The 23,256-nt window shown below is 69.2% G+C and carries 21 protein-coding genes; 3 read left to right on the top strand and 18 right to left on the bottom strand.

Annotated features, from left to right (window positions below; genetic code table 11):
• Positions 1-22 precede the first annotated feature (22 nt).
• The 12 genes from AB7E83_RS06320 to AB7E83_RS06265 form a co-directional block, all read right to left on the bottom strand.
• Complete coding sequence (locus AB7E83_RS06320) at positions 23-1,018, bottom strand: NADPH:quinone reductase (RefSeq protein WP_428566650.1); 996 nt, start codon at positions 1,016-1,018, stop codon at positions 23-25.
• A gap of 28 nt (positions 1,019-1,046) precedes the next feature.
• Complete coding sequence (locus tag AB7E83_RS06315) at positions 1,047-2,024, bottom strand: Bug family tripartite tricarboxylate transporter substrate binding protein (RefSeq protein WP_428566648.1); 978 nt, start codon at positions 2,022-2,024, stop codon at positions 1,047-1,049.
• A 53-nt stretch (positions 2,025-2,077) separates the two neighbouring features.
• Positions 2,078-3,187, bottom strand: a complete 1,110-nt coding sequence (locus tag AB7E83_RS06310; protein WP_428566645.1) for a DSD1 family PLP-dependent enzyme — start codon at positions 3,185-3,187, stop codon at positions 2,078-2,080.
• Between the two features lie 2 nt (positions 3,188-3,189).
• The gene (locus AB7E83_RS06305) at positions 3,190-4,869 is read right to left on the bottom strand and encodes an amidohydrolase (RefSeq protein WP_428566644.1); all 1,680 of its coding nucleotides are present in this window, start codon (positions 4,867-4,869) and stop codon (positions 3,190-3,192) included.
• Between the two features lie 2 nt (positions 4,870-4,871).
• Complete coding sequence (locus AB7E83_RS06300) at positions 4,872-6,413, bottom strand: gamma-glutamyltransferase family protein (RefSeq protein WP_428566641.1); 1,542 nt, start codon at positions 6,411-6,413, stop codon at positions 4,872-4,874.
• Positions 6,410-7,129 (bottom strand): GntR family transcriptional regulator, encoded by a 720-nt coding sequence (locus tag AB7E83_RS06295; protein ID WP_428566638.1) that lies wholly within the window; start codon positions 7,127-7,129, stop codon positions 6,410-6,412. Before AB7E83_RS06295 ends, AB7E83_RS06300 begins: the two co-directional genes overlap by 4 nt.
• Positions 7,130-7,443: 314 nt before the next feature.
• Positions 7,444-8,181: an amino acid ABC transporter ATP-binding protein gene (locus tag AB7E83_RS06290; RefSeq protein ID WP_428566635.1), complete on the bottom strand. Its 738-nt coding sequence runs from the start codon at positions 8,179-8,181 to the stop codon at positions 7,444-7,446.
• 11 nt (positions 8,182-8,192) lie between these two features.
• Positions 8,193-8,852 carry an amino acid ABC transporter permease gene (locus AB7E83_RS06285; RefSeq protein ID WP_428566633.1) on the bottom strand — a complete coding sequence of 220 codons (660 nt, stop codon included), beginning with the start codon at positions 8,850-8,852 and terminating at the stop codon, positions 8,193-8,195.
• The gene (locus AB7E83_RS06280) at positions 8,852-9,607 is read right to left on the bottom strand and encodes an amino acid ABC transporter permease (RefSeq protein WP_428566630.1); all 756 of its coding nucleotides are present in this window, start codon (positions 9,605-9,607) and stop codon (positions 8,852-8,854) included. The genes AB7E83_RS06285 and AB7E83_RS06280 overlap by 1 nt, the downstream gene beginning before the upstream one ends.
• 70 nt (positions 9,608-9,677) lie before the next feature.
• Positions 9,678-10,565, bottom strand: a complete 888-nt coding sequence (locus AB7E83_RS06275; protein ID WP_428566628.1) for an amino acid ABC transporter substrate-binding protein — start codon at positions 10,563-10,565, stop codon at positions 9,678-9,680.
• A 121-nt stretch (positions 10,566-10,686) separates the two neighbouring features.
• Positions 10,687-11,613: a LysR substrate-binding domain-containing protein gene (locus AB7E83_RS06270; RefSeq protein ID WP_428566625.1), complete on the bottom strand. Its 927-nt coding sequence runs from the start codon at positions 11,611-11,613 to the stop codon at positions 10,687-10,689.
• A 9-nt stretch (positions 11,614-11,622) separates the two neighbouring features.
• Positions 11,623-12,054 carry a VOC family protein gene (locus AB7E83_RS06265; RefSeq protein ID WP_428566699.1) on the bottom strand — a complete coding sequence of 144 codons (432 nt, stop codon included), beginning with the start codon at positions 12,052-12,054 and terminating at the stop codon, positions 11,623-11,625.
• Positions 12,055-12,135: 81 nt separating this feature from the next.
• On the opposite strand from AB7E83_RS06265, the gene AB7E83_RS06260 reads away from it, so the two are divergent.
• Together AB7E83_RS06260 and AB7E83_RS06255 are read left to right on the top strand one after the other, a co-directional pair.
• Positions 12,136-12,438: a helix-turn-helix domain-containing protein gene (locus AB7E83_RS06260; protein WP_428566622.1), complete on the top strand. Its 303-nt coding sequence runs from the start codon at positions 12,136-12,138 to the stop codon at positions 12,436-12,438.
• Positions 12,435-13,703 carry a type II toxin-antitoxin system HipA family toxin gene (locus AB7E83_RS06255; RefSeq protein ID WP_428566620.1) on the top strand — a complete coding sequence of 423 codons (1,269 nt, stop codon included), beginning with the start codon at positions 12,435-12,437 and terminating at the stop codon, positions 13,701-13,703. The genes AB7E83_RS06260 and AB7E83_RS06255 overlap by 4 nt, the downstream gene beginning before the upstream one ends.
• A 28-nt stretch (positions 13,704-13,731) precedes the next feature.
• Here the strand turns inward: AB7E83_RS06255 and AB7E83_RS06250 are convergent, their stop codons facing one another.
• On the bottom strand, positions 13,732-14,748 hold the full coding sequence (locus AB7E83_RS06250; protein ID WP_428566617.1) for an aldo/keto reductase: 1,017 nt from the start codon (positions 14,746-14,748) through the stop codon (positions 13,732-13,734).
• 62 nt (positions 14,749-14,810) lie between these two features.
• Between AB7E83_RS06250 and AB7E83_RS06245 the strand changes: the two genes are divergently transcribed.
• Positions 14,811-16,676: a PAS domain-containing protein gene (locus AB7E83_RS06245; protein WP_428566614.1), complete on the top strand. Its 1,866-nt coding sequence runs from the start codon at positions 14,811-14,813 to the stop codon at positions 16,674-16,676.
• A gap of 24 nt (positions 16,677-16,700) precedes the next feature.
• On the opposite strand, the gene AB7E83_RS06240 is transcribed toward AB7E83_RS06245, so the two are convergent.
• From AB7E83_RS06240 to AB7E83_RS06220, 5 genes are read right to left on the bottom strand one after another with little or no spacing between them, the layout of a single operon-like run.
• The gene (locus AB7E83_RS06240; protein ID WP_428566612.1) at positions 16,701-17,837 is read right to left on the bottom strand and encodes an MFS transporter; all 1,137 of its coding nucleotides are present in this window, start codon (positions 17,835-17,837) and stop codon (positions 16,701-16,703) included.
• On the bottom strand, positions 17,834-19,141 hold the full coding sequence (locus AB7E83_RS06235; protein WP_428566609.1) for an amidohydrolase family protein: 1,308 nt from the start codon (positions 19,139-19,141) through the stop codon (positions 17,834-17,836). Before AB7E83_RS06235 ends, AB7E83_RS06240 begins: the two co-directional genes overlap by 4 nt.
• Before the next feature lie 22 nt (positions 19,142-19,163).
• The gene (locus AB7E83_RS06230; protein WP_428566606.1) at positions 19,164-20,141 is read right to left on the bottom strand and encodes a Bug family tripartite tricarboxylate transporter substrate binding protein; all 978 of its coding nucleotides are present in this window, start codon (positions 20,139-20,141) and stop codon (positions 19,164-19,166) included.
• Between the two features lie 57 nt (positions 20,142-20,198).
• Positions 20,199-21,437 (bottom strand): NAD(P)/FAD-dependent oxidoreductase, encoded by a 1,239-nt coding sequence (locus AB7E83_RS06225; RefSeq protein ID WP_428566603.1) that lies wholly within the window; start codon positions 21,435-21,437, stop codon positions 20,199-20,201.
• Positions 21,438-21,446: 9 nt separating this feature from the next.
• A complete protein-coding gene (locus AB7E83_RS06220; protein ID WP_428566601.1) occupies positions 21,447-23,084 on the bottom strand; it encodes a sensor histidine kinase in 1,638 nt (545 codons plus the stop codon).
• Positions 23,085-23,256 lie beyond the last annotated feature (172 nt).

The raw sequence follows: 23,256 nt of genomic DNA, 5'->3' as shown, positions 1-23,256 counted from the left end.
GAAGCTCCCCCAATCACGCCATTCACAAGTCCCCGCCGACCCGCACCGCCACCTTCCCGATCTCCCTCCCACTCTCCACCGCCAGATGCGCCTCCGCGAGCCGCTCCAGCGGAATCGTCTTCGCGATCTGGTGCTGCGCCTTGCCGGACACCAGCCAGCGGTTCACGTCGCGCCCTGCGTCGGCGATGGCCGCGGCCGGCATGTCGTACACCAGCACCCACAGGACCTGCAGGTTCTTGTTCATCATCGGGTAGAACGGAATCGACGGCTGCGGCTGGGACATCGACGAGTAGGTGGCGATCGATGCGCCCAGCTTCGTCATGGCCACCGTGGCCGGCAGGTTGGCGCCGAAGTCCACGTCCACGACGTGATCGACGCCCGCGCCTCCCGTGATCGCAAGGGCGCGCTTGGCGACATCTTCCGTCTTGTAGTTGACGACTTCATCGGCCCCTGCGCGCCTTGCCACCTGCGCCTTCTCTTCGGAGCTCACAGTGGCGATGACTTTCGCGCCGCCCCACTTCGCGAGCTGGATCGCGTAGAAGCCGACCCCGCCGGCGCCGCCGGTCACGACCACCGTCTTGCCATCGACAGGCCCGAGCCCGAAGACCGCGCGGTGCGCCGTCATCGCGGGCACGCCCAGGCTGGCGCCTTCGAGCATCGACGTGTTCGCGGGCAGTTCGAATGCGCGCTCGCTCGACGTGATCGCATAGTCCGCGCAGGTGCCGAATGGCCGCTTCCACGCCGTGCTGTGCAGCCACACGCGCTGGCCCACGCGCGCGGGGTCCACGCCCGGCCCGACGCGGTCGATGACGCCCGAGCCGTCCATGCCCGGCACGACGCGCGGGAAGGGCATGCCCTGCCCGTTGGTGCCGCCGCGGCGCTTCACGTCGGACGGGTTGACGCCCGAGTACGCGACCTTCACGCGAACGTCGCCGGAACCCGGCTCCGGGTCGGGCATGTCGCCCCAGCTCAGGACCTCGACCGCGGGCCCGGTCGCTTCGTACCAAACGGCTTTCATCGAATGTTTCTCCGAATCGGGGTGTCGTTCACTGGGCGCGCTGCAGCCGGCCTTCCTTGACCATCTTCTCCCAGCGATCCATTTCGCCGAGGACGTATTTGCCGAACTCCGCGGACGGCGCCGGGATCGGCTCGGCGCCGATCGTGGCGAACCGTTCGCGGATGGCCGGGTCCTGCAGCGCCAGGATGGTGGCGCGCTCGATCTTCGCGGCAATGTCGGGCGGCGTTCCGGTGCGGACCATGAAGCCGATCCACGAGCCGTTCTCGAAGCCGGGGAAGCCCGACTCCGCGACCGTCGGCACGTCCGGCAGCGACGACGAGCGGCGCGCGGCCGTGGTCACGAGCGGGCGGACCAGGCCGCCCTTGATGTTCGCGAGCGCCGAGCCCTGCAGGTCGAACAGCATGTCGACGCGCTGCGGAATCAGGTCCTGGTACACGAGGCCGCTGCCCTTGTAGGGCACGTGCACGAGGCGCGTGCCGGTGGCGGCCTTCAGGAGTTCGCCCGCGAGGTGGCTGCTCGTGCCGGGGCCCGACGAGCCGAAGGTGAGCTTGTCCGGGTTGCGGCGCGCTTCCGCGAGCAGGTCGGGCAGCGTCTTGTACGGAGAATTGGCGCTCACCAGCAGGATGTTCGGCACGATGCAGATGCCGGCCACGGGCTGCAGGTCCTTGCGCGGGTCGAAGGTCAGCTTCATCAGGCTCGCGTTCGACGCGAGGCTGGCCGAGCCGAGCAGAATGGTGTAGCCGTCCGCGGCCGCCGTCTGGGCGACATGGGCCGCGCCGATGTTGCCGCCGGCGCCGGCGCGCAGATCCACGACGACGGTCGTGCCGAGGTGGCGTTCCATCGACTTCCCGACGGCGCGGCCGATCAGTTCGGCGGTGCCGCCCGGCGCGAACGGAATCACGAGCGTGACGGGCCGGGTGGGAAAGTCCTGCGCCGCCGCGGGGAAGACGCTGCCGACGGCGATCAGCGAAGCCAGCAGGGGCCGGAGGAATGTGGAGAGGCGCATGAAAACTCCTGTGAGCAAAAAGGGGGGCGACGCGAGGTTCTCGAGGTTCGGATCTACTGGCACCGGCCTCGGGCCTCGATGGGCCAGAACGCATGTGCCGTGCCCGCTTCGTGCACCACGAAGCGGTCGTACAGGTTGACGGTGGTGTCGCAATGGCCGGGCACGAGCTCGACGCGTTCGCCGGGGCGCAGGTCCACCGCGCCGCCGTTCGCCGAGACGATGGCGCCGTGTTCGTCGCCCGCGAATTCGAATCGCAGATCGGGGCGGCCCCTCACCTTCGGCGGGCCGGCGTCGCAGCTCACGGCTTTCCATCCCGCGTCGACGACGACCTTGTCCTGCCTCCGCGTGCTCACCACCGAGGTCAGCACGCGCAGCGGCTGGCCGAGCGGCGCGACGACGTCGGGCTGCCACTGGACCTGCGTGTACGTCGCGTCCATGGTGACGTAGCTGCCGGGTTGCAACTCGGTGAGCGCTTTCAGGCGCAGGTCGATGGGGAAGCTGCCGGTGCCGCCGCCGGTGCGCACGGGCACCTCGATGCCGGCCGCCGCGAGGGCATCGCGCGCCTGCGCGAGGCGTGCCATCGCGGCCTGCACCGCGGACTCGCGCTCCTCGAAGGAAGCGATCGACTGCAGCAGGCCCTGGTAGCCCTGCAGGCCGCGAAACGTGAGATGCGAGGCCTGGCCGGCCTGCAGCGCGAGAGGGACCGCGTCCTTCGCATCGCCGACACCGCAGCGGTTCTGGCCGACGTCGACCTCGACCACGATGGCGATGCGCACGTCGGCATCGCGTGCCGCGCGGGCGATGTCCGCGAGGTTCTGCGCGTCATCGACCACCACGGCCATCGTCGCGGACCGAGCAAGCGCGACGAGGCGCGCGATCTTCAGCGCGCCGACCGCGGGGGTCGTCACCAGGATGTCGCGCAGCCCCCCGGCGACCATGACTTCGGCCTCGGCCAGCTTCGAGCAGCAGATGCCGGTGGCCCCGGCTTCCATCTGCAGCTTCGCGACGTGCGCGCTCTTGTGAGCCTTCGCATGCGGACGCAGCTGCATGCCGCCCGCGCTGGCTTCCTGCTGCACGCGCCGGATGTTCTCGCGCAGTTGCGCGCCGTCGAGCAGGAGCGCGGGCGTATCGACGTCGGCGAACGGGGGAGCGGTGTCGGCCACGTTCAGCCCTGGAGCTTCGAGTACACGAGCTGGCCGCCCACGTAGGTCATGTCGGCCGTGATGTCCTTCAGGTCGTCGAGCTCGCAGGTGAGCGGGTCCTTGTCCAGCACGACGATGTCGGCGAGCTTGCCGGGTTCGATGGAGCCCTGGCGGTGCTCGTCGAACGTCAGCCGCGCGCCGTGGATCGTGGCGCACTGCAGCGCCTGCATGCGCGTGAGGCATTCGCCCTCGCCGATGACCTCTCCGGTGTTGCGGCTCTTGCGCGCCACCGCTTCCCAGATGGGATAGAACAGGGAGACGGGGACATTGTCGGTGGCGAGCGAGACGGTCACGCCCTTCTCGACCAGCGAGCGCAGCGGCGAGATCTCGTGGCGGCGCTCGGCGCCGAGCCGCTGGAGGTGCAGGTGGCCTTCCTTGTAGATGTTGCGGTTGGTGTGCGAGGTCAGCACCAGGTCCATCTCCGCGATCTTCTCGATGTCGCGCGCCGAGAGGATCGAGATGTGCCCCAGCACCCAGCGCTTCCCGTTGAGCGGGAATTCCTTGTGGACTTCGTAGTAGAGGTCGAGCATGTTCGGCCAGATCGCGACCACGCGCACGTCGTTTTGCGCGCAGGCCCGCAGCAGCTCGAGCGCGCGCTCGCGCGGCAGCGCCGTGTTGTAGTTGAATCCCGCCCAGCCGGTGTACGGCAGGCGCTCGGCGCGCATCTCGTTCTCGGCGGTCTTGTTCATGTCGACGAAGATGCCGCTGACCTTCAGGAACTCGTCGCCCAGCGCGGGCTCCGACAGCCAGCCGCACCAGGCCTGCACGAAGAAGCCGAGGTCCACCCGCGGAACGACCTGCCACGACGGGCTCACCACCAGCGTGGTGCGCATCGTCAGCTCGCCGCGGCCCCAGGCCTGCTTGTAGGCCTTCAGCAGTTCGGTGGCCACGCCGTGCTCTTCGAGGATGCTCGTGGTGCCGCAGCTGTGGTACGCGGCCATCGACGTCGGCAGCGTCTTCACGCGGTCCTCGGGCGTGAAGCCCGGCACCGCCTTCAGCAGCGTCATCTCGACGATGGGCATCATCGTCTCTTCGTAGAAGACGCCGGTGGGCTCGCCCTGCTCGTCGTACTTGATCGTGACTTCGGTGCTCGGCGACGGCGTGTCGCGGTCGATGCCGGCGAGCGCGAGCGCGCGCGAATTCGCGATCGACACGAGCGGCGTCGTGTGCCGCCAGAATCCCCAGATCGGGCGGATGTAGACCGGGTTGTCCGGCGACACCTCGTCGAGGTCGTGGCGGGTGGGAAAGCGGCCTTCCTCCAGGATCTCGGGCACGTTGAAATAGGTCGGCGGGTCGCCGATGGGCATGGTGACGATCCATTCGCCCGGCTTCGCGGCCTTCACCAGTTCGGCGATGCGCTTCTTGATGTCGCCGATCGAGCGCACCTTGCCCAGCGAGGGAAACACCGCCTTCAGGCCCTCGCGGTCCATGTGCGCATGCCCGTCGGTCATGCCCGGGATCGCCGTGCGGCCCTTCAGGTCGACGACCCGCGTCGATTCGTCGGCCAGCTTCGAGATCTCGGCATTCGTTCCGACCGCGAGGATGTGCTTGCCGGACACCGCCACGGCCTGCGCCGTGCTCAGCTTCTCGTCGATCGTCAGGACCTTGCCATTGATGAGGATCAGGTCGGCGTGCTTCGGCAAGTTCAGGCTCCTTGTGCCGCGGCGTCGCGGCGGTTGTCGGCCACGCCGGTGAGCGTGCCGTCGTCATGCAGTTCGATGCCCTCGGCCGAACCGAAGAAGGGCGAGTCGGGGCCCGTGTGCTTCATCTCGATGCCTTGAGCGCGCACGCCCGAAATGACGTGTTCGGGCATGGAAGGCTCCACCACGCAGGCCGACTGCAGGTCCATGCTCCAGCGCGGCGCGCGTATCGCGTCGACGAGCGAGGCCTTGCGGTGCAGCATGCCTTCGATCACCTGGCTGAGCGTGATCGTCTGGCCCGGCCCGCCCGGCGTGCCGAGCGCGAAGCGCAGGCGGCCGTCGCGCAGGACCATCGCGGGGCACAGCGTGTGCGCCGGCCGCTTGCGCGGCGCAACGCAGTTCGGGTGCGAGGGATCGACGCTGAAGCCGAAGAGGCGGTTGTTCAGCAGCAGCCCGCTGCGCGGGTCCGCGATGCCGCTGCCGAAGACGAGGAAGACGCTCTGCACGATGGTGGCCGCGTTGCCTTGGGCATCGACGACCGAGATGACGGCCGTGCCTCCCAGGTTCGGCGCGCGGCCCGGCAGCGCGTCCTTCAGGCGTTGCCGGCCTTCGGCGCCGAGCAGCGGGCCCGTCGGCTCGGGGTCGAACGCGGGGTCGGCTATGGCGCGCGAGCCGACCGCGAACGCGGCTTCGGCCGCCCGAACGAGGCGCGAAAAGCGCGCGGCCGAGAGCAGCGGCGCTTCGTCGTCCGGCATGTCGTCCAGCGCCATCAACTGCAGCAGGAGGTACAGGCCGAACGAGTTGGGCGGCATCACGCGCACTTCGTGTCCGCGATAGGGCACGGCCAGCGGCTCCACCCACTCGGGCACGTATCCCCGGAAGTCGTCGGCGCGCAGCAGGCCGCCGGCTTCCTCGCAGGCGCGAGCGAGACTCGCGGCGATCTCGCCGTCGTAGAACGCGTTCGCGCCGCCGCGCGCGACCGCCTCGAGCGTGTCCGCGAGCCGGGATTGGCGGAATCGCTCGCCCGTGCGCAGCGGCCGACCCTCCGGCGCGAAGAGCGCGCGGCAGCCCGGGTCCTTGGCCAGCATCGCGGCGAACACTTCCGTCGCCCTTGCGAGTCCGGCCGACGCCTCGAAGCCGTCGCGCGCCAGCGCGATCGCCGGGGCGAGCAATTCCCGCCAGGCGAGCGTGCCGAAGCGCTCGTGCATCGCCGCCAGGCCGCCCAGCATGCCGGGCACGCCGCAGCTCATGGCGCCGCGCTCGTGCATGCCCGAGGGGAACAGGGACAGCGAGGTCAGTGCGGGCGAGGGGCCCGACGCGTTGATGCCGTGCGTCCTGCCGCTCGACGCCTCATGGACCAGGATGAACGCATCGCCGCCGAGCGTGCAGGCTTGGGGCAGCGTCACGCCCATCACCATCGCGCCGGCGATGGCGGCGTCGGCCACGGAGCCGCCCGCGGCCAGGATGTCCCAGCCCACGCGCGACGAGTCTTCATGGCCCGAGACGACCATGCCTTTGCGGCCGCGAATTTCGCTGACGGGCCTCATGGCGCGCCTCGGTGCATGCCGGCGGGCGCGCGGTAGAGGGACTCGTCGAACGACTCCTTCACCGTGGACGGGAACTCGGCGAGGATTTCGCGCATGGCGGCCTGGGCCGCCTCGGGGTCGCCCATCGACACGGCCTTCGCGACCCTCAGGTGCGCATCGATCTCGGCGCGCAGCGTCTCCGGCGCGCGGCGCGTGAGCGAGTAGTGCCAGAAGCGCAGGGCGCCCAGCAGCAGCGTGTTGGTGACCTTGGCAAGCCAGCGGTTGTGCGTCGCTTCGCCCAGCGCCTGGTGGAAGTTCAGGTCCATCATGATGAGCGTGCGGTAGTCCGCGCGGGCGATGACGTCGTCGACGCCGTTGAAGGCGGCGTTGAGCGCCGCGACATCCTTGCGCGTGGCGTGCGTCGCGGCGAGCGCGGCCGCGCTCCCTTCGAGCTGGACCCGCAGCGCGAAGACCTGCTGCAGCTCGATCGCGCCGATGTCCGTCACGACCGTGCCCAGGCGCGGCCGGCGATCCACCAGACCTTCGAGGGCCAGGCGGCTCAGCGCCTCGCGAACGCCGGCCCGCGGCATGCCGTAGGTTTCCGCCAGCGAGATTTCGTCGATCGCATCGCCGGCGCGCAGCCCGCCGCAGATGATCTCGAGCAGCAGCGTTTCGTACGCCAGCTCGTTCTTCAGCCGCCGGCTATCCGAAAGTTCAACTACACCACTTTCGTTCAAGTGTCACCTCGCGTGAGTTGGAGTGTGACATGTTACGCAGCATTCGAATCGGAGGCAATCGGCGATTCATTGGATGAAATCCGTCCGTGTGGCGGATGCAGCCGGCGCGCTCACAGAGGCAGGCAGCCGAGAGCGCGAGACAGAAATTGAAATGGGGGTCGCCAGATCCGTGAACTGCTGGATCGGGTGGAGATTCAGATCGTCACCCTGCTGTCAGGGCCGATTGTCAATGCGGGGGTGAAGGCCGAGTACCCGCGAAGTCGAACTCCGCAGGCACCTCATCGTCGAGGCTCGACGCGATGGCTCGTCGAGCCTTAATGCGCCAGGATCTTGTTCAGGAAGTCCTTTGTCCGCGGCTGCCTCGCCTCCGCATTGCCGAAGAACTCTTCCTTGGAGCAGTCTTCCAGGATGCGGCCGCCCACGTCGATGAAGATCACGCGGTTGGCGACCTTGCGCGCGAAGCCCATCTCGTGCGTGACCACCATCATGGTCATGCCTTCCTTTGCCAGGTTCACCATCACGTCCAGCACTTCGCCGACCATCTCGGGGTCGAGGGCAGACGTGGGCTCGTCGAACAGCATGACGATCGGGTCCATGGACAGCGCACGCGCGATCGCGACGCGCTGCTGCTGGCCGCCCGAGAGCTGGCCCGGATACTTGTCCTTGTGCGCCGTCAGGCCCACGCGGTCGAGCATCTTGAGCCCGCGCACCTTCGCTTCGTCCAGGCTCCGGTTGAGCACCTTGACCTGCGCGATGGTCAGGTTCTCGGTGACCGACAGGTGCGGAAAGAGCTCGAAGTGCTGGAACACCATGCCGACGCGGCTACGCAGCTGGGGCAGGTTGGTCTTGGGGTCGGTCACCGCGATGCCGTTGACCAGGATCTCGCCCTTTTGCACCGGCTCGAGCGCATTCACGGTCTTGATCAGCGTCGACTTGCCCGAGCCCGAGGGGCCGCACACCACGACGACATCGCCCTTGTCGATCTTGACGTTGCAGTCGGTGAGGACCTGCACCGGGCCGTACCACTTGGAGACGTTCTTGATTTCGATCATGGAGTTCGTGCCTAGCGGATGATGGCGATCTTGGCCTGCAGGCGCTTGACCAGCCAGGACAGCGTGTAGCAGATGACGAAGTAGAAGACCGCGGCCAGGATGTATGCCTCGCGCGGGGCGCTCAGGTTGGCGCCGGCCGTCGTGAAGCCGTGCAGCAGGTCGTGCGCCGTGATGATGTACACGAGCGACGTGTCCTGGAACAGGATGATCGTTTGCGTGAGCAGGATCGGCAGCATGTTGCGGAAGGCCTGCGGCAGGATCACCAGCTTCATGTTCTGGCCGTACGACATGCCCAGCGCCTGCCCGGCGAAGACCTGCCCGCGCGGGATCGACTGGATGCCGGCGCGCACGATTTCGCTGAAGTACGCGGCCTCGAACGCGATGAAGGTGATGACCGCCGACAGCTCCGCTCCGATGGGCCTTCCAATGAGCATGGGCACCAGCAGGAAGAACCACAGCAGCACCATCAGCAGCGGAATCGAGCGCATGCCGTTGACGTAGACCGTCGCGACCATCGCGAGGGGCTTGATGCCCGACAGGCGCATGAGCGCGAGGACCGTACCGAAGACGATGCCGCCGGCGGTGGCGACGGCCGTCAGCGCGAGGCTGAAATAGAGGCCCTTGAGGATGAATCCCCGGAAGACGTCGAGCGTGAAGAGCGAGAAATCCATCAGTGCCCCCCGCCGCCCGTGGAAGCGACGAAGCCGGGCACGCGCGTCCTTCGCTCGATGAAGGCCATGATGCGGTTGATGGCCAGCGCGGAGATGACGTAGAGCAGCGTCACCGCCATGTAGATCTCGATGCCGCGCGAGGTTTCCTCGCCGGCCTGCTGCGCGAAGAACGTCAGTTCGGTGACCGAGACCGCGAAGGCCACCGACGAGTTCTTGAAGATGTTCATGCTCTCGCTGGTGAGCGGAGGAATGATGATCCGGTACGCCATCGGCAGGAGGACGTAGCGGTAGTACTGCGCGGTGGTGAAGCCGAGCGCCATGCCCGCGTAGCGCTGGCCGCGCGGCAGCGCCTGCACGCCGGCGCGCACCTGCTCGGCAATGCGGGCCGAGGTGAAGAAGCCGAGGCCGAACACCACCAGCAGCAGCTTGGGCGTGTCGGCGAAGGCGGGAATGAGCACCGGCATGACGTGGTACCAGAGGAAGATCTGGACCAGCAGCGGAATGTTGCGGAACAGCTCCACCCACATGTTCCCGAGGCGAACGGCCCAGGGGCTGTCGGGCAGCGTGCGCATGACGCCGACGATGGAGCCGACGACGAGCGCGACGACGAGCGACAGCGCGGCGACCATGACGGTCTGGCCCCAGGCGCGGAACAGCCAGTCGAGATACGTTTCGACGTTGCCCGAACCGAAGCAGCCCTTCACGGGCGCCTTGTCGATGGTGTCCAGGCAGAAGATCTGCCACTCGAAAGCCATCGCTTCTCCTCTACTCGTTGTTCGGTCGGCGCGGTCGATCCCGCGGGCCGCGGCCCGCGGGCGCCTGCTCTTACTTGTTGTACTCTTCCGCCGGCTTGTCCGACGGGTTCTTGATCAGGTCGGCCAGGATCTTGCCCATGGGCAGGTTCACGCTCGTGTCCTTCGGCGGGATCGGCTTCTGGAACCACTTCGCATACAGCAGGTTCAGTTCGCCCGACTTCATCGCGCCGCGGATGTAGTCGTCGACCGCCTTCTTGAACTCGGGATCGTCCTTGCGGATCATGATCGCGATGGGCTCGACGTTGAGCGTCTCGCCGACGATGGCGAAGTCCTTGGGCGACTTCGACGAGGCGATCAGGCCGGCCAGGATGTTGTCGTCCATCACGAACGCATCGGCACGGCCGGACTCGAGCAGCAGGAAGCTGTCCGCGTGGTCCTTGCCGAACACTTCCTTGAACTCGACGCCGGCGCCGCGGCGGTGCTTGCGCAGCAGGGCGACGGAGGTCGTGCCGGTGGTGGTGGCGACGGTCTTGCCCTTCAGGTCGGCGATCGACTTGATCTTCGACGCGACCTTCACGGCCGTGCGCACTTCGGTCACATAGGTCGTCAGCGCGAAGGCGACGTCCTTCTGGCGCGTCGCGTTGTTGGTGGTGGAGCCGCACTCGATGTCCACGGTGCCGTTCTGCACCAGCGGAATGCGGTTGGCCGAGGTCACGGGCGTGTACTCGATGGTCGCGCCGGTGGCGATGGACTTCAGGATGCGCTGGCACAGCTCGATGTGGTAGCCGGTGAACTGGCCGCCGCCGAGGGTGTAGGCGAGGGGCGCGGACGACTCGCGCACGCCCATCACCACCTTGCCGGACGCCTTGATCTTGGCGAGCGTGTTGTTGGCTTGCGCGAAGGCGCTGGGCGCCACGGCCATCGCCGCGAGGGCGACCGCCAGGATTTGCTTGATCATCGAAAAACTCCTTGGGTGATGCATCTGCATGAAAACGAAATTCTAGAGATTCGAGGTATGGGGATTACCCTCCCCTCGGCGACGCGCGAAACAACGTAGCACGGTCCGTGCCGGCGTTGCCTCACCCCCGTGCTTTCACGAGATACGCCCACAGGGCCTGCGACGTGCCCTTGGCCGGCTTGCCGCCCGCGGGCCGCTCGCGGTAGGCGCGGACTTCCATGCTCATCTCGAGCTTGCCGAGCTCGGGCGGGGCCGCGCTCACGAGCCGGCGTGACCGCAGCTCCCTGCGGACGGCCGACAGCGGCAGGAAGGCCACGCCGTGGCCCTCGACGGCCATGACCTTCAGGCCTTCGGCCATGTCGGTTTCGTAGACGCGATCGAGGTGGATGGGGCTGGCCGCCTGCTTGAGGATCAGCTCGGTGACCTGCCCGAGGTAGGCGCCCGGCGCGTAGCCGAGATAGGGCAGCGGCTGGCCCGCGCGCCCCGGCAACGAGAACAGGGGCGCGCCGTTCGCATCGGCGCGGCAATACGGCGCCAGCGTCTCCTCCCCGAGGGTCACCATCTCGTAGCGGTCGGCGTCGAGCTGCAGCGGCTGCGAGGCATGGTGATAGGCGATGAGCAGGTCGCAGCTGCCTTCGACGAGGCGCATCGCGGCGTCGTGGACGTTCATCGCGATCAGCCGGCTCTTGATGGGACCGAACCTGTCGCGGAGATCTGCCACCCAGGCCGGGAAGAACGTGAATGCGAGCGTGTGCGGCACCGCGAACTCGATCACGTCCTGCCCCGCCGACGCATGCCCGCGCAGCATCGCGCGCGCGCTTTGCAGCGCCTGCAGGATCTCGAGCGACTGCGCGTAGAGCGTCTCGCCCGCGGGCGTGAGGCGTGTCGGGTAGGAACTGCGGTCGACGAGATCCGTGCCGGCCCAGGCCTCCAGCGCCTGGATGCGCCGGGAGAACGCGGGCTGCGTCACGTGCCGCAGTTGCGCGGAGCGGCTGAAGCTTCGCGTTTCGGCGAGGCTCACGAAGTCTTCGAGCCACTTGGTTTCCATGGCGATGGATTATTGCGCCGCGTCCGGAGGCAGCAGTTGCGGATTCCAGGCCACTTCCCACAGGTGGCCTTCGGTGTCGTGGAAATAGCCTGCGTAGCCGCCGTAGAACGTGTCGTGCGCGGGCTTGACCAGGGCTGCCCCTGCTTTCGTCGCGAGCGCGAGCACTTCGTCGACTTCTTCGCGCGACGCGACGTTGTGCGCCAACGCGAGGTCCGTGGTGGCGCGCGGGCTCTGCGCGAGGCCGGTGTCGGCGGCCAGGCTACTGCGCGGCCACAGCGCGAGTTTCAGGCCGGGCTGCAGGTCGAAGAAGGCCACCGCGCCGTTCTCGAACTCGGTGCCCACGATCCCTTCGGTGGGCCAGCCGAGGCCGTCGCGATAGAAGGCGACGGCGCGTTCGAGGTCGTCGACGCCGAGGGTCAGGAGAGTGAGACGAGGCTTTATCGACATTGATAAAAGCTTTATTAAACAGTTTTTTAGTGACTAAAATCGTGCTTAATGAAGCGTTCCGCATCACCTCATCTGTTGCCGCTGCCGGCGGAGGCTTTGCTGCGAACGCTCGGTGAACGCATCGTCCTCGCACGTCGCGCACGCCGCATGACGCAACCCGATCTTGCCGCGAAAGTGGGGGTCGGGCTCTCGACGCTGCGGCAGATCGAACGCGGCGCGCCCAATGTGCAGGCGGGCTTCTACGTCACGGCGCTGTGGGCGCTCGACCTGCTCGACGAATTGCTGGATGCGGCGAGCGTGCTCGGGCGGAGTTCGTCGATCGGGATTCTTCTCGAGCAGGCAGCGGGTGCGAGGGCGCGCGACGGAGAATCGCCATGACCTCGAGCTCGGTCTGGACCTGGCTGCCGCAGCATCATGCGCCCGTGCGCTGCGGCGTGTTCGCGCTCGAGCGCGGCGTGGGCACGTTCGCCTATGACGGCGAGTACAGGCAACGCGCCGATGCCGTCGCCCTCGACCCGGTAAACCTGCCCTTCACGCGAAGCCAGCGGCCCGCAAAGGAAACGCGCCAGAACGGCCTGTTCGGCGTGTTCCGCGACGCGAGCCCCGAGGGCTTCGGCCTCGCGATGCTCGAGGCCATGCATCACAAGTCCCTCGCGTCTCCCCTCGACCGGCTCGAAGCGTCGGTCGGCGATGCCGTCGGCGCCATCGAAGTGTGCGACGACATCGAGCGCAAGTTGCGGTGGGATGCGCCTTCAAGCGAAGACCTGGTCGCGGCGCTGCGCGATCTCGCGCCGGAACAGTCCCCGACCGCCGCGGCGCGCGCGGTGGTGAAGGTGCAAGGCACGAGCCTCGGCGGCGAGCGGCCGAAACTCACGGTGCGGCACGACGGCCAGCTCTGGATCGCGAAGCTGCAGTTGCGTGGCGACGCGCCGCATGCACCCCTGCGCGAATACGCCGCGATGCAGTGCGCCGCGGCGGCTGGCGTGGAGGTCGCGGAGACACGCTTCGTGCGCGCGGGCTCGCGGGAACTGCTGCTCGTTCGCCGCTTCGATCGGCACATCGGCGGCGACGGCCATTTCCGCAGGCGCCTTTATGCCAGCGCGCACACCGTCCTGCGCCTCGACGCCGCCGACATGCGCGGCGATCCACGGCGCTCGTACGTCGCGCTGTGCCACGAGTTGCGTCGTTGGTGCGCGCGCGCCGACGCGCCGGTGCTCGAGCAGCAGCGCGAGCTCTACCGGCGCATGGTCGTCAACGCCGTCTGCGGCAACGGCGACGATCATCCGCGCAACCATGGGCTTGTCCTGGTCGACGATCGCTGGCGGCTCTCGCCGGCCTTCGACATCGCGCCGCACATCGTCTTTTCCGAAACGCTCGCGATGAGCGTGAACCGGCGCGGCGATTCCGCCGTCCGTGCATCGGCGCTGCTGCAGGACTGCGAGTCGTTCGGCTATTCGCGCGAAGAAGCGCTGGCGCTGATCGACGCGTCGATGGCGGCGGTCGCGCGGCGGTGGCCGCAGGCACTGCAGGAGGCGGGCTTTCCGGCGGACATCCTGCCTGCGCCCGCGTCCGCGCGCTGGATCAAACTCGACGAAGCATTGGCCGAGCCGCCGCCCCGGGGCCGGCGACTGCGAAGCGGCTGAACGCGATCGCGAAGACCGCTTGCGGCGCTCAGCGCTTCAGCGCCACCCTGCCCAGCACCGGATATGCCGGATCCGTGAACCCCGGCGTCGACGGATGACCTCGCGCCACCAGCTCGTCGACCAGCGCTTCGTCTTCCGCACCGAAGGCGTCGTTCAGGGCCGCGAGGTAGTCGTCCCACTGTTCCATCGTTCGCGGCCCGCCGATGACCGAGCTCACCAGCTTGTTGTTCAGCACCCAGTTCACCGCGAGGTGCGCGGCCGTCGTGCCGCGCGCCGACGCGTGTTCGTGGATCGCGCGCGCCAGCGCGATGGATTCCGCGCGGAACTCCGTCTGCAGGATGCGCGTGTCCTTGCGCGCGGCGCGGCTGCCCTCGGGCGGCGCATCGACGCTCGCGTACTTGCCCGTGAGCACGCCGCGCGCGAGCGGGCTGTAGGGCACGACGCCGATGCCGTAGTGCTCGCACGCGGGCAGCATCTCGTTCTCGGCCATGCGGTTCATGGCGTTGTAGAGCGGCTGCAGCGCGGCGGGGCGTTCGACGCCCAGCTCGTCGCAGACGCGCACGAACTCGGCGATGCGCCAGCCTCGGAAATTCGACAGACCGACGTAGCGGATCTTTCCCTGCCGCATCAGGTCGCCGAGCGTGCGCACGGTCTCGTCGAGCGGCGTGTCGTGGACGTCGCGGTGCAGGTAGTAGAGATCGATGTAGTCCGTGCCGAGCCGGCGCAGGCTGTCGTCGACCGCCTTCATCACGTACTTGCGCGACAGGTCGGGGCCGCTGCGTCCGCCCGCGGGACCGACGAGGTTGCCGACCTTGGTGGCGATCACCCAGCGGTCGCGGTCCGCCTTCACGGCGCGGCCGACGATCTCCTCCGACCTTCCCGCCGCATACACGTCGGCGGTGTCGATGAAATTGACGCCGGCTTCGCGCGCCCGATCCACGATGCGCGCCGCGTCGGCCTCCTGCGTCTGGTCGCCGAACATCATCGCGCCGAGGCACAGCGGCGACACCTTCAGGCCGGTCCGGCCGAGATTGCGTAGTTGCATGGGGCTCCTGGAATCGATGGCCGATTCTGCGCGAGAACGCCGGGAGTCGCCACAATAGGCGCATGGCTGTACCCGATTCCGATCCCGCGCCCCTGCCCGACTCGAGCGTGCTCGCCGCCATCGCGCATGCCACGGACGACATCATCTTCGCGAAGGACACGGACAGCCGCTACCGCTTCGCCAACCCGGCCGCGCTGGCCCGGCTCGGCCGGCCGCTTGCCGACGTGATCGGCCGCACGGACGAGGAGATCCTCGGCGATTCGCCCTCCGCGCGCCGGCGCAGGGCCGCCGACCTGCAGCTGATCGCCACCGGCGAGCCTTCGGAGTCCGAGGAGGTCTTCGCCAACCCCGACGGCACCACCACCATCGTCCTCGTGCGCAAGATGCCGCTGCGCGACGCCGCCGGCCGCATCGTCGGCGTGCTCGGCACCGGCCGCGACATCACGCAGCGCAAGCAGGCGGCGCAACGGGAACAGGCGGACCGCGTGAAGCTGCAGATGGCGATGCAGGCCGCCGGCCTCGTCACCGCCGAGATCGACTACCGCAACAACCGCAACCACATCTCCGCCGAACTCGCGCGGCTCATGGAACTCGGCAACGACGCGATGGTGGTGCCGCGGCAGGCGATCTTCGAGCGCATCCATCCCGAGGACCGCCAGCGCTACCTCGACGCGATCGCCCTCACGCTCGACCCCGAGGGCAGCGGTCACCTCGCGATCGACGTCCGCGCGCTCATGCCGAGCGGCGCCGAGAAGTGGCTGCACATCGTGCTGCAGGTGACCTTCGCCATGATCGACGGCCAGATGCGCCCCGACCAGGGCATCTGCGCGGCGGCCGACGTGACCGACCGCATGGTCGCGGAGCGCGGCATGCGCGCGGCGCACCGCATGGTCGAAGCGGTCATCGAGCATGCGGGCGCGCTCGTCTATGCCAAGGATCTGCAGGGCCGCTTCATCCTCTCCAACGAAGCATGGCGCAGGCTGCATGGCTTCACCGCGGACGAGGTCGCGCGCGGCGTCACGGACGTGCAGGTGTTCGGCGCCGAGGTCGCGGCGAAGCTGCGCGACAACGACCTGCAGGTCGCGCGCACGCGCGAGCCGCTGGTGGCGCACGAGCAAGGGATGGCGGGCGGACGCGGCGTCACCTATCGCTCGCACAAGTTTCCGCTGCTCGACGACGCGGGCGAGGTGTATGCGATCTGCGGCGTGTCGACCGACATCACCGACGTGCTCGAGGCCGACCGCCGCAAGGACGAGTTCATCGCCACGCTCGCGCACGAGCTGCGCAACCCGCTCGCGCCGGTGCGCAACGGGCTGGAGATCCTGAAGCTCACGCCGGGCATGCCCGCGTCCACGCTGAAGGTCCGCGACATGATGGACCGGCAGCTCACGCACCTCGTGCGGCTGGTCGACGACCTGCTCGACGTCTCGCGCATCACCCGCGACAAGCTCGAGCTGCGGCCGAAGCCGGTCACGCTGCAAGAGATCGTGGACCACGCGGTCGAAGCGAGCCGGCCGGCGATCGAGGCGGCGGGCCATGAATTCGCCATCGACATCCCCGCGCAGCCCGTCGCGCTGCGGGCCGACCTCGTGCGCCTCGCGCAGGTCGTGAGCAACCTGCTGAACAACGCGGCGAAGTACACGCCGCGCGGCGGACGGATCGACCTCGCGGCCCGCATCGACGGGGCCGACGTGGTGCTGCAGGTGCGCGACAACGGCGAGGGGATCCCCCGCGAGAAGCTGCCGCGCGTGTTCGACCTGTTCGAGCAGGGCGACGGCGTGAACCGGCACCTGCAGGGCGGCCTGGGCATCGGCCTGTGGCTCGTGAAGAAGCTCGTCGGCATGCACGGCGGCCGGATCGAGGCGGACAGCGACGGCGTGCGCGGCAGCGTGTTCACCGTGCGGCTGCCCTTGCGCGCGAAGGACTGATCCGCGCGTTGCGCTGCGGCGCCTTCAGGCGCGCGGCCTCAGCGCGCGCCCGGCCAGCGCGGCGACGACCGCGGCGAAGACGCTCACCACCAGCAGGCCCGCCGTGAGCGAGCGCGCCTCGGCGATGAAACCGATCAGGGGCGGCCCGGCCATCATTCCAAAATAGCCGACCGCGGACACGGCCGCGATGCCGTGCGCGGGCGCGACTCCGGGCACCTGTCCCGCGGCGCTGAACAGCAGCGGCACGACGTTCGCGAAGCCGAGGCCCATGAGCGCGAAGCCCGCGAGCGCCGCGCCGGGATGGGGCACCGCGAGCGCGAGTGCCATGCCCACGGCGCCGAGCGCGCCGCTTGCGCGCAGGAGCGTGGCGGGTGCGACGCGCGCGCGTGCCCAGTCGCCGCCGAAGCGCCCGAGCGCCATCGCGCCGCTGAAGCTCGCGTAGCCCAGGCTCGCGATGGCCGCGGGCGCGGCGAGCTCCTGCCGCAGGTACAGCACGCTCCAGTCGTACATCGCGCCCTCGCCCACGAGGCCGAGACCGGCGAGCACGCCGAGCAGGAACAAGGGACCGCGCGGCAGGCTGAGCGGCGCCTGGCGATCGCTCGCATGCCGCGCGCGGCCCAGCATGAAAGGCGCGGCGGCGAGCGACAGCAAGCCGAGCGCGGCGGCCGCGCCCGCGAGATGGGCGGCAGGCGAAACACCGAGCGGCGCGAGCATGCTCCACGCGGCCGCGCCGGCCATGCCGCCGAGGCTGAACATGCCGTGGAAGCCGCTCATGAGCGGCCGCGCGGCCAGCCGCTCGATCTCCGTCGCCTCGTCGTTGATCGCGACGTCGAAGAGCGCGGCGGCGAAGCCGTAGGCGAGCATGAGGGCGAGCAGCACGCCGTACTGCGCGGGCAGCAGCAGGCTCCCCACGCACGCCGCGCAGACCGCGACCAGCCCGGGCGCGAGGGCGCGCGGCGAGCGGCGCGCCAGGATGCGCCCGGCCTGGGGCAAGGCGATGACCGCGCCGAGCCCGCTCGCGAGCATCGCGACGGCCAGCGCCTGCTCGCCGAGGACGTAGTGGGCCTTGATGCCCGGCACCTGCACGCCCCAGGTGGCGAACAAGGCGCCGGCGACGAAGAACTGGGCCCGCAGCGCCCCGGTGGCGCGCCGCAGGTTCACACGTCCCGATTCGAATCCGTCGGACCGCGAACCTTGTCCTTCATGAGCACTCCGTTCGCCACGATCAGCGAAATGTTCTCTCCCTGCCCCGAAAGCAGCCCCAGGTCCTCGAGCGGATTGCCGTCCACCGCGATCAGGTCCGCGAACGCGCCGGGCGCGATGGTGCCGAGCTTGCCGGGCAGCCGCAGGATTTCCGCGCCCACGGTCGTCGCGCTGCGGATCACGTCCGCCGCCGGCAGCACCGCGCCGCGCAACAGGAACTCCTGCGACTGGAATTCCGGGCAGCGCGCGACATCGGTGCCGAAGCCCATCGGCACGCCCGCCGCCGCCGCGAGTTCGAGCGAGCGCGCGTTGCCCTCCCACACCGCATCGACCTTCTGCATGCTCGCCTCGGAGAAGCCGAGGCTGCGGCCGCTGCGCTTGATGACGTCGTAGATCGTCAGCGTGGGCACGAGGTAGCGGCCTGCCTGCGCCATCATGCGCGCGGTGCGTTCGTCGATCAGGTTGCCGTGCTCGATGGTGCGCACGCCCGCTTCCACGCAGCGCTGCACGCTTTCGGCCGTGATCGCATGCGCCATCACGTACTTGCCCGCGCGCTGCGCCTCGTCGACCACCGCCTGCAACTCCTCCATCGAATACTGCAGGTACTCCACGGGGTCGGTGATCGAGCCCACGCCGCCGCCGGCCATCACCTTGATCTGGTCGGCGCCCATCCGCAGTTCGTCGCGCACCGCCTTGCGCACCTCCGGCACGCCATCCGCGATGCGGCCGATGCCGGGGAACTGCGCGCAGCACATCGGCGGCTCGCGCGTGTCGGCCTGCGAACGCGAATCGCCGTGGCCGCCGGTCTGGCTGATCGCGCGGCCGGAGACGAAGAGCCGGGGGCCGGGGAACAGGCCGAGCTCGACCGCGCGCTTGTGGCCGTAGTCCGCGCCGCCGGCGTCGCGGATCGTCGTGAAGCCGCGGCCCAGCATGCCGCGCATCACGTTCGCCGCGCTCGCCGCCATCAGCGACGGCAGCATCTTCGGCGCGACCGGAAAGCACTCGCCGAGGATGTGGCTGTGCAGGTCGATGAGCCCCGGCATCAGCGTGCGCCCGCCGAGATCGATCACCTCCGCATCGCCGGCAGGAATGCTGTCGCGGCGCACCTCCGCGATCGTATGGCCTTGCACGAGCACTTCGCAGCGCGACACGAGTTCGCCCGCCTTCGCATCGAGCAGCGCGAAGTTGCGCAGCAGGATCGCGCGCGCGGGCGCCTTCGCGCCCGCGTCGTCGAGGTAATTCAGCAGGGGCAGGCGGGGCATCGGCCGTCCTTGGTCAGCGCCATCACTCCACCTTCACGCCGGCGCGGCGCACGATGTCGCCCCACTTGCGAATTTCCTTGTCCACGAACTCCTTGTATTCGGCCGGGGTGCTGCCCTCGACGATCAGGCCGGTGGGGCCGAAGTACTCCTGGATGTCGTTGCTGCGCAGCGCCTTGTTCATCTCCGTACTGAGCAGCGCCACCACGGCGGGCGGTGTGCCGGCCGGCGCGAAGAGCCCCTGCCACGACAGCGCCTCGAAGCCCGCGTAGCCGCGCTCGGCCATGGTCGGCACGTCGGGCAGCATGGGATGGCGCTTCGCCGAAGTCACCGCGAGCGGCACGACCTTGCCGGCCTTCACCTGCTGCATCAGCACCTGCATGTCGCTGAACATCGCGTCGATCTGGCCGCCCAGCAGGTCGGTCAGCACCGCGGCGCTGCCCTTGTACGGCACGTGGACGAGATCGGTGCCGGTCGCGATCTTGAACATCTCCGCCGTGAGGTGCATCGACGTGCCGTTGCCCGGCGTGCCGTGCGAGATCGACTTCGGCTTCTGCTTGGCGAGCGCGACGAACTGCTCGAGCGTCTTCGCCGGCACCTTCGGGTTGACCACCAGCAGCAGGGGCGATACCGACGCCATGGTCAGCGGCGCGAAATCCTTCGTCGCGTCGTAGGTGAGGTTGGAATACAGCGCCGGCCCGATGGCGTTGCTGCCCGTCACGCCCATGAGGATCGTGTGGCCGTCCGCGGGGGACTTGGCGACGTAGGCCGCGCCGAGCGTGCCGCCCGCGCCGGGCTTGTTCTCGACCACGACCGGCTGCTTCAGCGCCACCGCGATCTTCTCGCCCACGCGCCGCGCGAGCACGTCGGTGCTCCCGCCCGGCGGGAAGGGCACGATGATGTGAATGGGCTTCGACGGAAACGACGCCTGCGCGTGAAGCGCGGGCGCGAGCAGCGGCAACAGGGCGCCGGCGAGAATCTGCCGGCGGCGGAATTGAGGCATGGGGAACTCCTTCATGACGATCCGGCGAAGTCTGCCGCAAAGATCGTGCCGCGCGAATCAGTGGAAGCGCTCGGCCCCGAAAGGCCGCAGATCGACCTGGGTCGGACGACCCGCCACGAGGTTCGCCACCTCGCGGCCGGTGCTCGCGCCCGCGCACATGCCCACGTGCTGGTGGCCGAAGGCGAGCCAGGCGTTCTCCGCCGCGCCCGCGCGGCCGATCACCGGCAGGCTGTCGGGCAGGCAGGGGCGGTGGCCCATCCATTGCGTGGTGCGCGAGGTGTCGAGGTGCGGAAAGAGCTCGCGGCCCTTTTCCAGCAGGACGTCCGCGCGACGGTAATCGGGCGGGCGCTTCAGCCCCGCGAACTCGACCGTGCCCGCGATGCGCAGGCCGATCGCCATGGGGTTCATCATGAGGCTGTACTCGTGCGCCTGGATCGTGTGGTGCAGCGCCACGTTGCTGCTCTGCACCGTCACGTGGTAGCCGCGCTGGGACTCCAGCGGCACCCGTGAGCCGAGCTGCGCGGACAGGCGCGCCGACCAGGCGCCGGCCGCGAGCACCACGCCATCGCATGCGATGGAATCGCCGTTGTCGAGCCGCACCGCCTTCACGGTGCCCCCGGTCCGCTCGAACCCGGTCGCGCCGGCGCGCACCGACCGTGCGCCGTCGCGCTCGCATTGCGCGTGAAGCGCCTTCACCAGGCCGCCGGGGTCGGCGGTGGAGCCGTTGTCCGGCGCGAGCACGGCGAAGCGGAAGCGCCCGCGCAGATCGGGCTCGAGCGCCGCGAATTCGTCTTCATCGATGTCGCGCAGCGCGACACCCAGCCGGCGCCGCAAGTCCATGCCCCATCCGTAACGGTCGGCTGCGGCCTTCGTGGTGAATGCGTAGAGGCAGCCGCGGCGGCGCACGAGGTGTTGCGCCCCCGCATGTTCCACGAGGGGCGTGTAGCAGTCGAAGATGGGCGCCAGCAGCGAGCGCATGGCCGCGGCGATGCGCTCGACCTCCCGCGGCCGGGAGGCGCGGACGAATCGCAGCAGCCAGGGCAGCACGTGCGGCAGGTAAGTCGGATGGATGCGCAGCGGCCCCTCCGGGTCGATCAGCCACCGGGGTACTTTCTTCCACATGCCGGGCATGCCGACGGGCAGGCAGGCGCTCGGCGAGAGCGAGCCCGCGTTGCCGAACGAGCAGCCCTCGCCCGGCGCGAGCGGAGAGACGAAGGTGACCGTGTGGCCATCGCGCTGCAGCCAGGCCGCGGTGCAGACGCCGATGATGCCGGTGCCGAGGACGACGATGTGCATGCCGCGATGTTACGAGACGGGCAGCGCTCCCGATTCATGCCCCACATCGGCGTCCTCTGCCGCCGCACGCGCGAAGACCAGCGTGAACGTCGCGCCCTGCCCTGGCGTCGACTCGGCGCGCACGGTGCCGCCGTGTCGCTCCATGATCCTGCGGACATTGGCGAGCCCCATGCCCGTGCCCTCGAACGCCACGTCGGTGTGCAGGCGCTCGAAGGGACGGAACAGGCGCCCCGCCTCCTTCATCTCGAAGCCGATGCCGTTGTCGCCGACGCGCAGGCATGGGTTGCCGCTCTCGTCCTCGACCGCGTCCACGCGGATCCGGGGCTCGTCGCGCACGCGGCTGTACTTCACCGCGTTCGAAAGCAGGTTGACCACGGCGAGGAGCAGCAGCGACGCGTCGCCGCGCACGACCGGCAGCGGCCCGATGGTCCATGCGATGCGCGCCGCATCCGCGTCGTCCGCGAGCGTGTGGCGCGCCTCGTCCACGAGCGTGCCGAGGTCCACCATCGAGGATTCGACGCGCCGTTCGCCCAGCCGTGCGAACTCGAGCAGGCTGCGGATCATGCGGTGCGCCATGCCTGCGGCGAGGATGATCCGCTGCAGGTGCGACGCGTCCTTGGCGCTGTGCAGATGGCCACTCTGCCGCTGGATGACCTGCGCGAACGCGCCGATGGTGGTGATCGGCTGCTGCAAGTCGTGCGCGAGGCCGCCGGCGAACGCGTCGAGGTCGCGGTTCGCCGCCTCGAGTTTCGTGCTCAGGCGGTGGAGCTCCGCGGCGCGGCGCCGCTGGGCTTCATTCGCCTCGACGAGGCGCGCATAGAGCATGCTGTTCTCCAGCAGCATCACGGCCAGCACGAAGCTGCTCGCTGCGAGCCCGTAGACGCGGCCCAGGTACCACCCGAGGTCGTAGCGGGCGCCGTTGAAGACCGCCGCGAGCGCCGTATCGGCCGCCCACACGCACAGCACGACCATCAGCCACAGGTCGATCACCGAGTGCGGTCCGCGCAACAGCAGGATGCCGAGGGCGATGGCGCCCACGCCCCACGTGATCGTGGCCACGACGGCCTTGGCCCAGCCATCGGCGCTGCCGGCCATGAGCGGCAGTTCGCGCCCGGCTTGCTGCGCGAGGCCAACGGCGATCGCCACGACCGCGAGGGTCAGACCGATGCCCGCCATCAGTTCGCCGCGCCACGAGGCGGCGTCCGCCGTTCGGTCGCTTCCGCGCTTCTTCAGCAGGGCGTAGCCGCCGACGAACAGTGGGAATCCGCCGTGCCACAGGAAATACAGCCACGCCGTGGTCTGCCCGCCCCCGAGCAGCCCCTGCGGTCCGAAGAGACCGGGGAAGCTCACGGCATGGGCAGCGGCCATCGATGCGCTGAACAGGTAGGCGCAGGCGAGCACGAGCAGCCCGCGCGAGCGCAGGATGGCGTACTGCCCGAGCAGCAGCGTCATGGTGATCACATCGACCACGACCAGCGCCGACTGGTAGATCGGCAGGAAGGCCGGCAAGGGCGCGAGCGGCGTCCGGGCGAAGGGCGCGGCCGCGAGGAACAGCAGGAAGGACAGGAGCACCACGGCCGCGGCGGCGCGCATCTGGCTGCGCCCGGCGCTCAGGGTCGAGAGGAAGGGCGCCCGGCTGCTGCTCACGTAAGCCGGAAACGCGTGACGTGCGCCGAATGTGCCTGTGTCGTGGTCCCCGGCGCGCTCGCGCGTCCGCTGCGGGCGTGCCGCAATGGCCTGCGCTCTCCGAACGTTCATGGTCCTCCCTTGCGCGGTCCTCGAGACCCGCCCTCGCGGAAAATATACAAGCGAACGAAGG

The organism is Ramlibacter sp. (assembly GCF_050250995.1).
Lineage (GTDB): Bacteria > Pseudomonadota > Gammaproteobacteria > Burkholderiales > Burkholderiaceae_C > Ramlibacter.
This window is presented reverse-complemented; position numbering and strand designations above follow the sequence as displayed.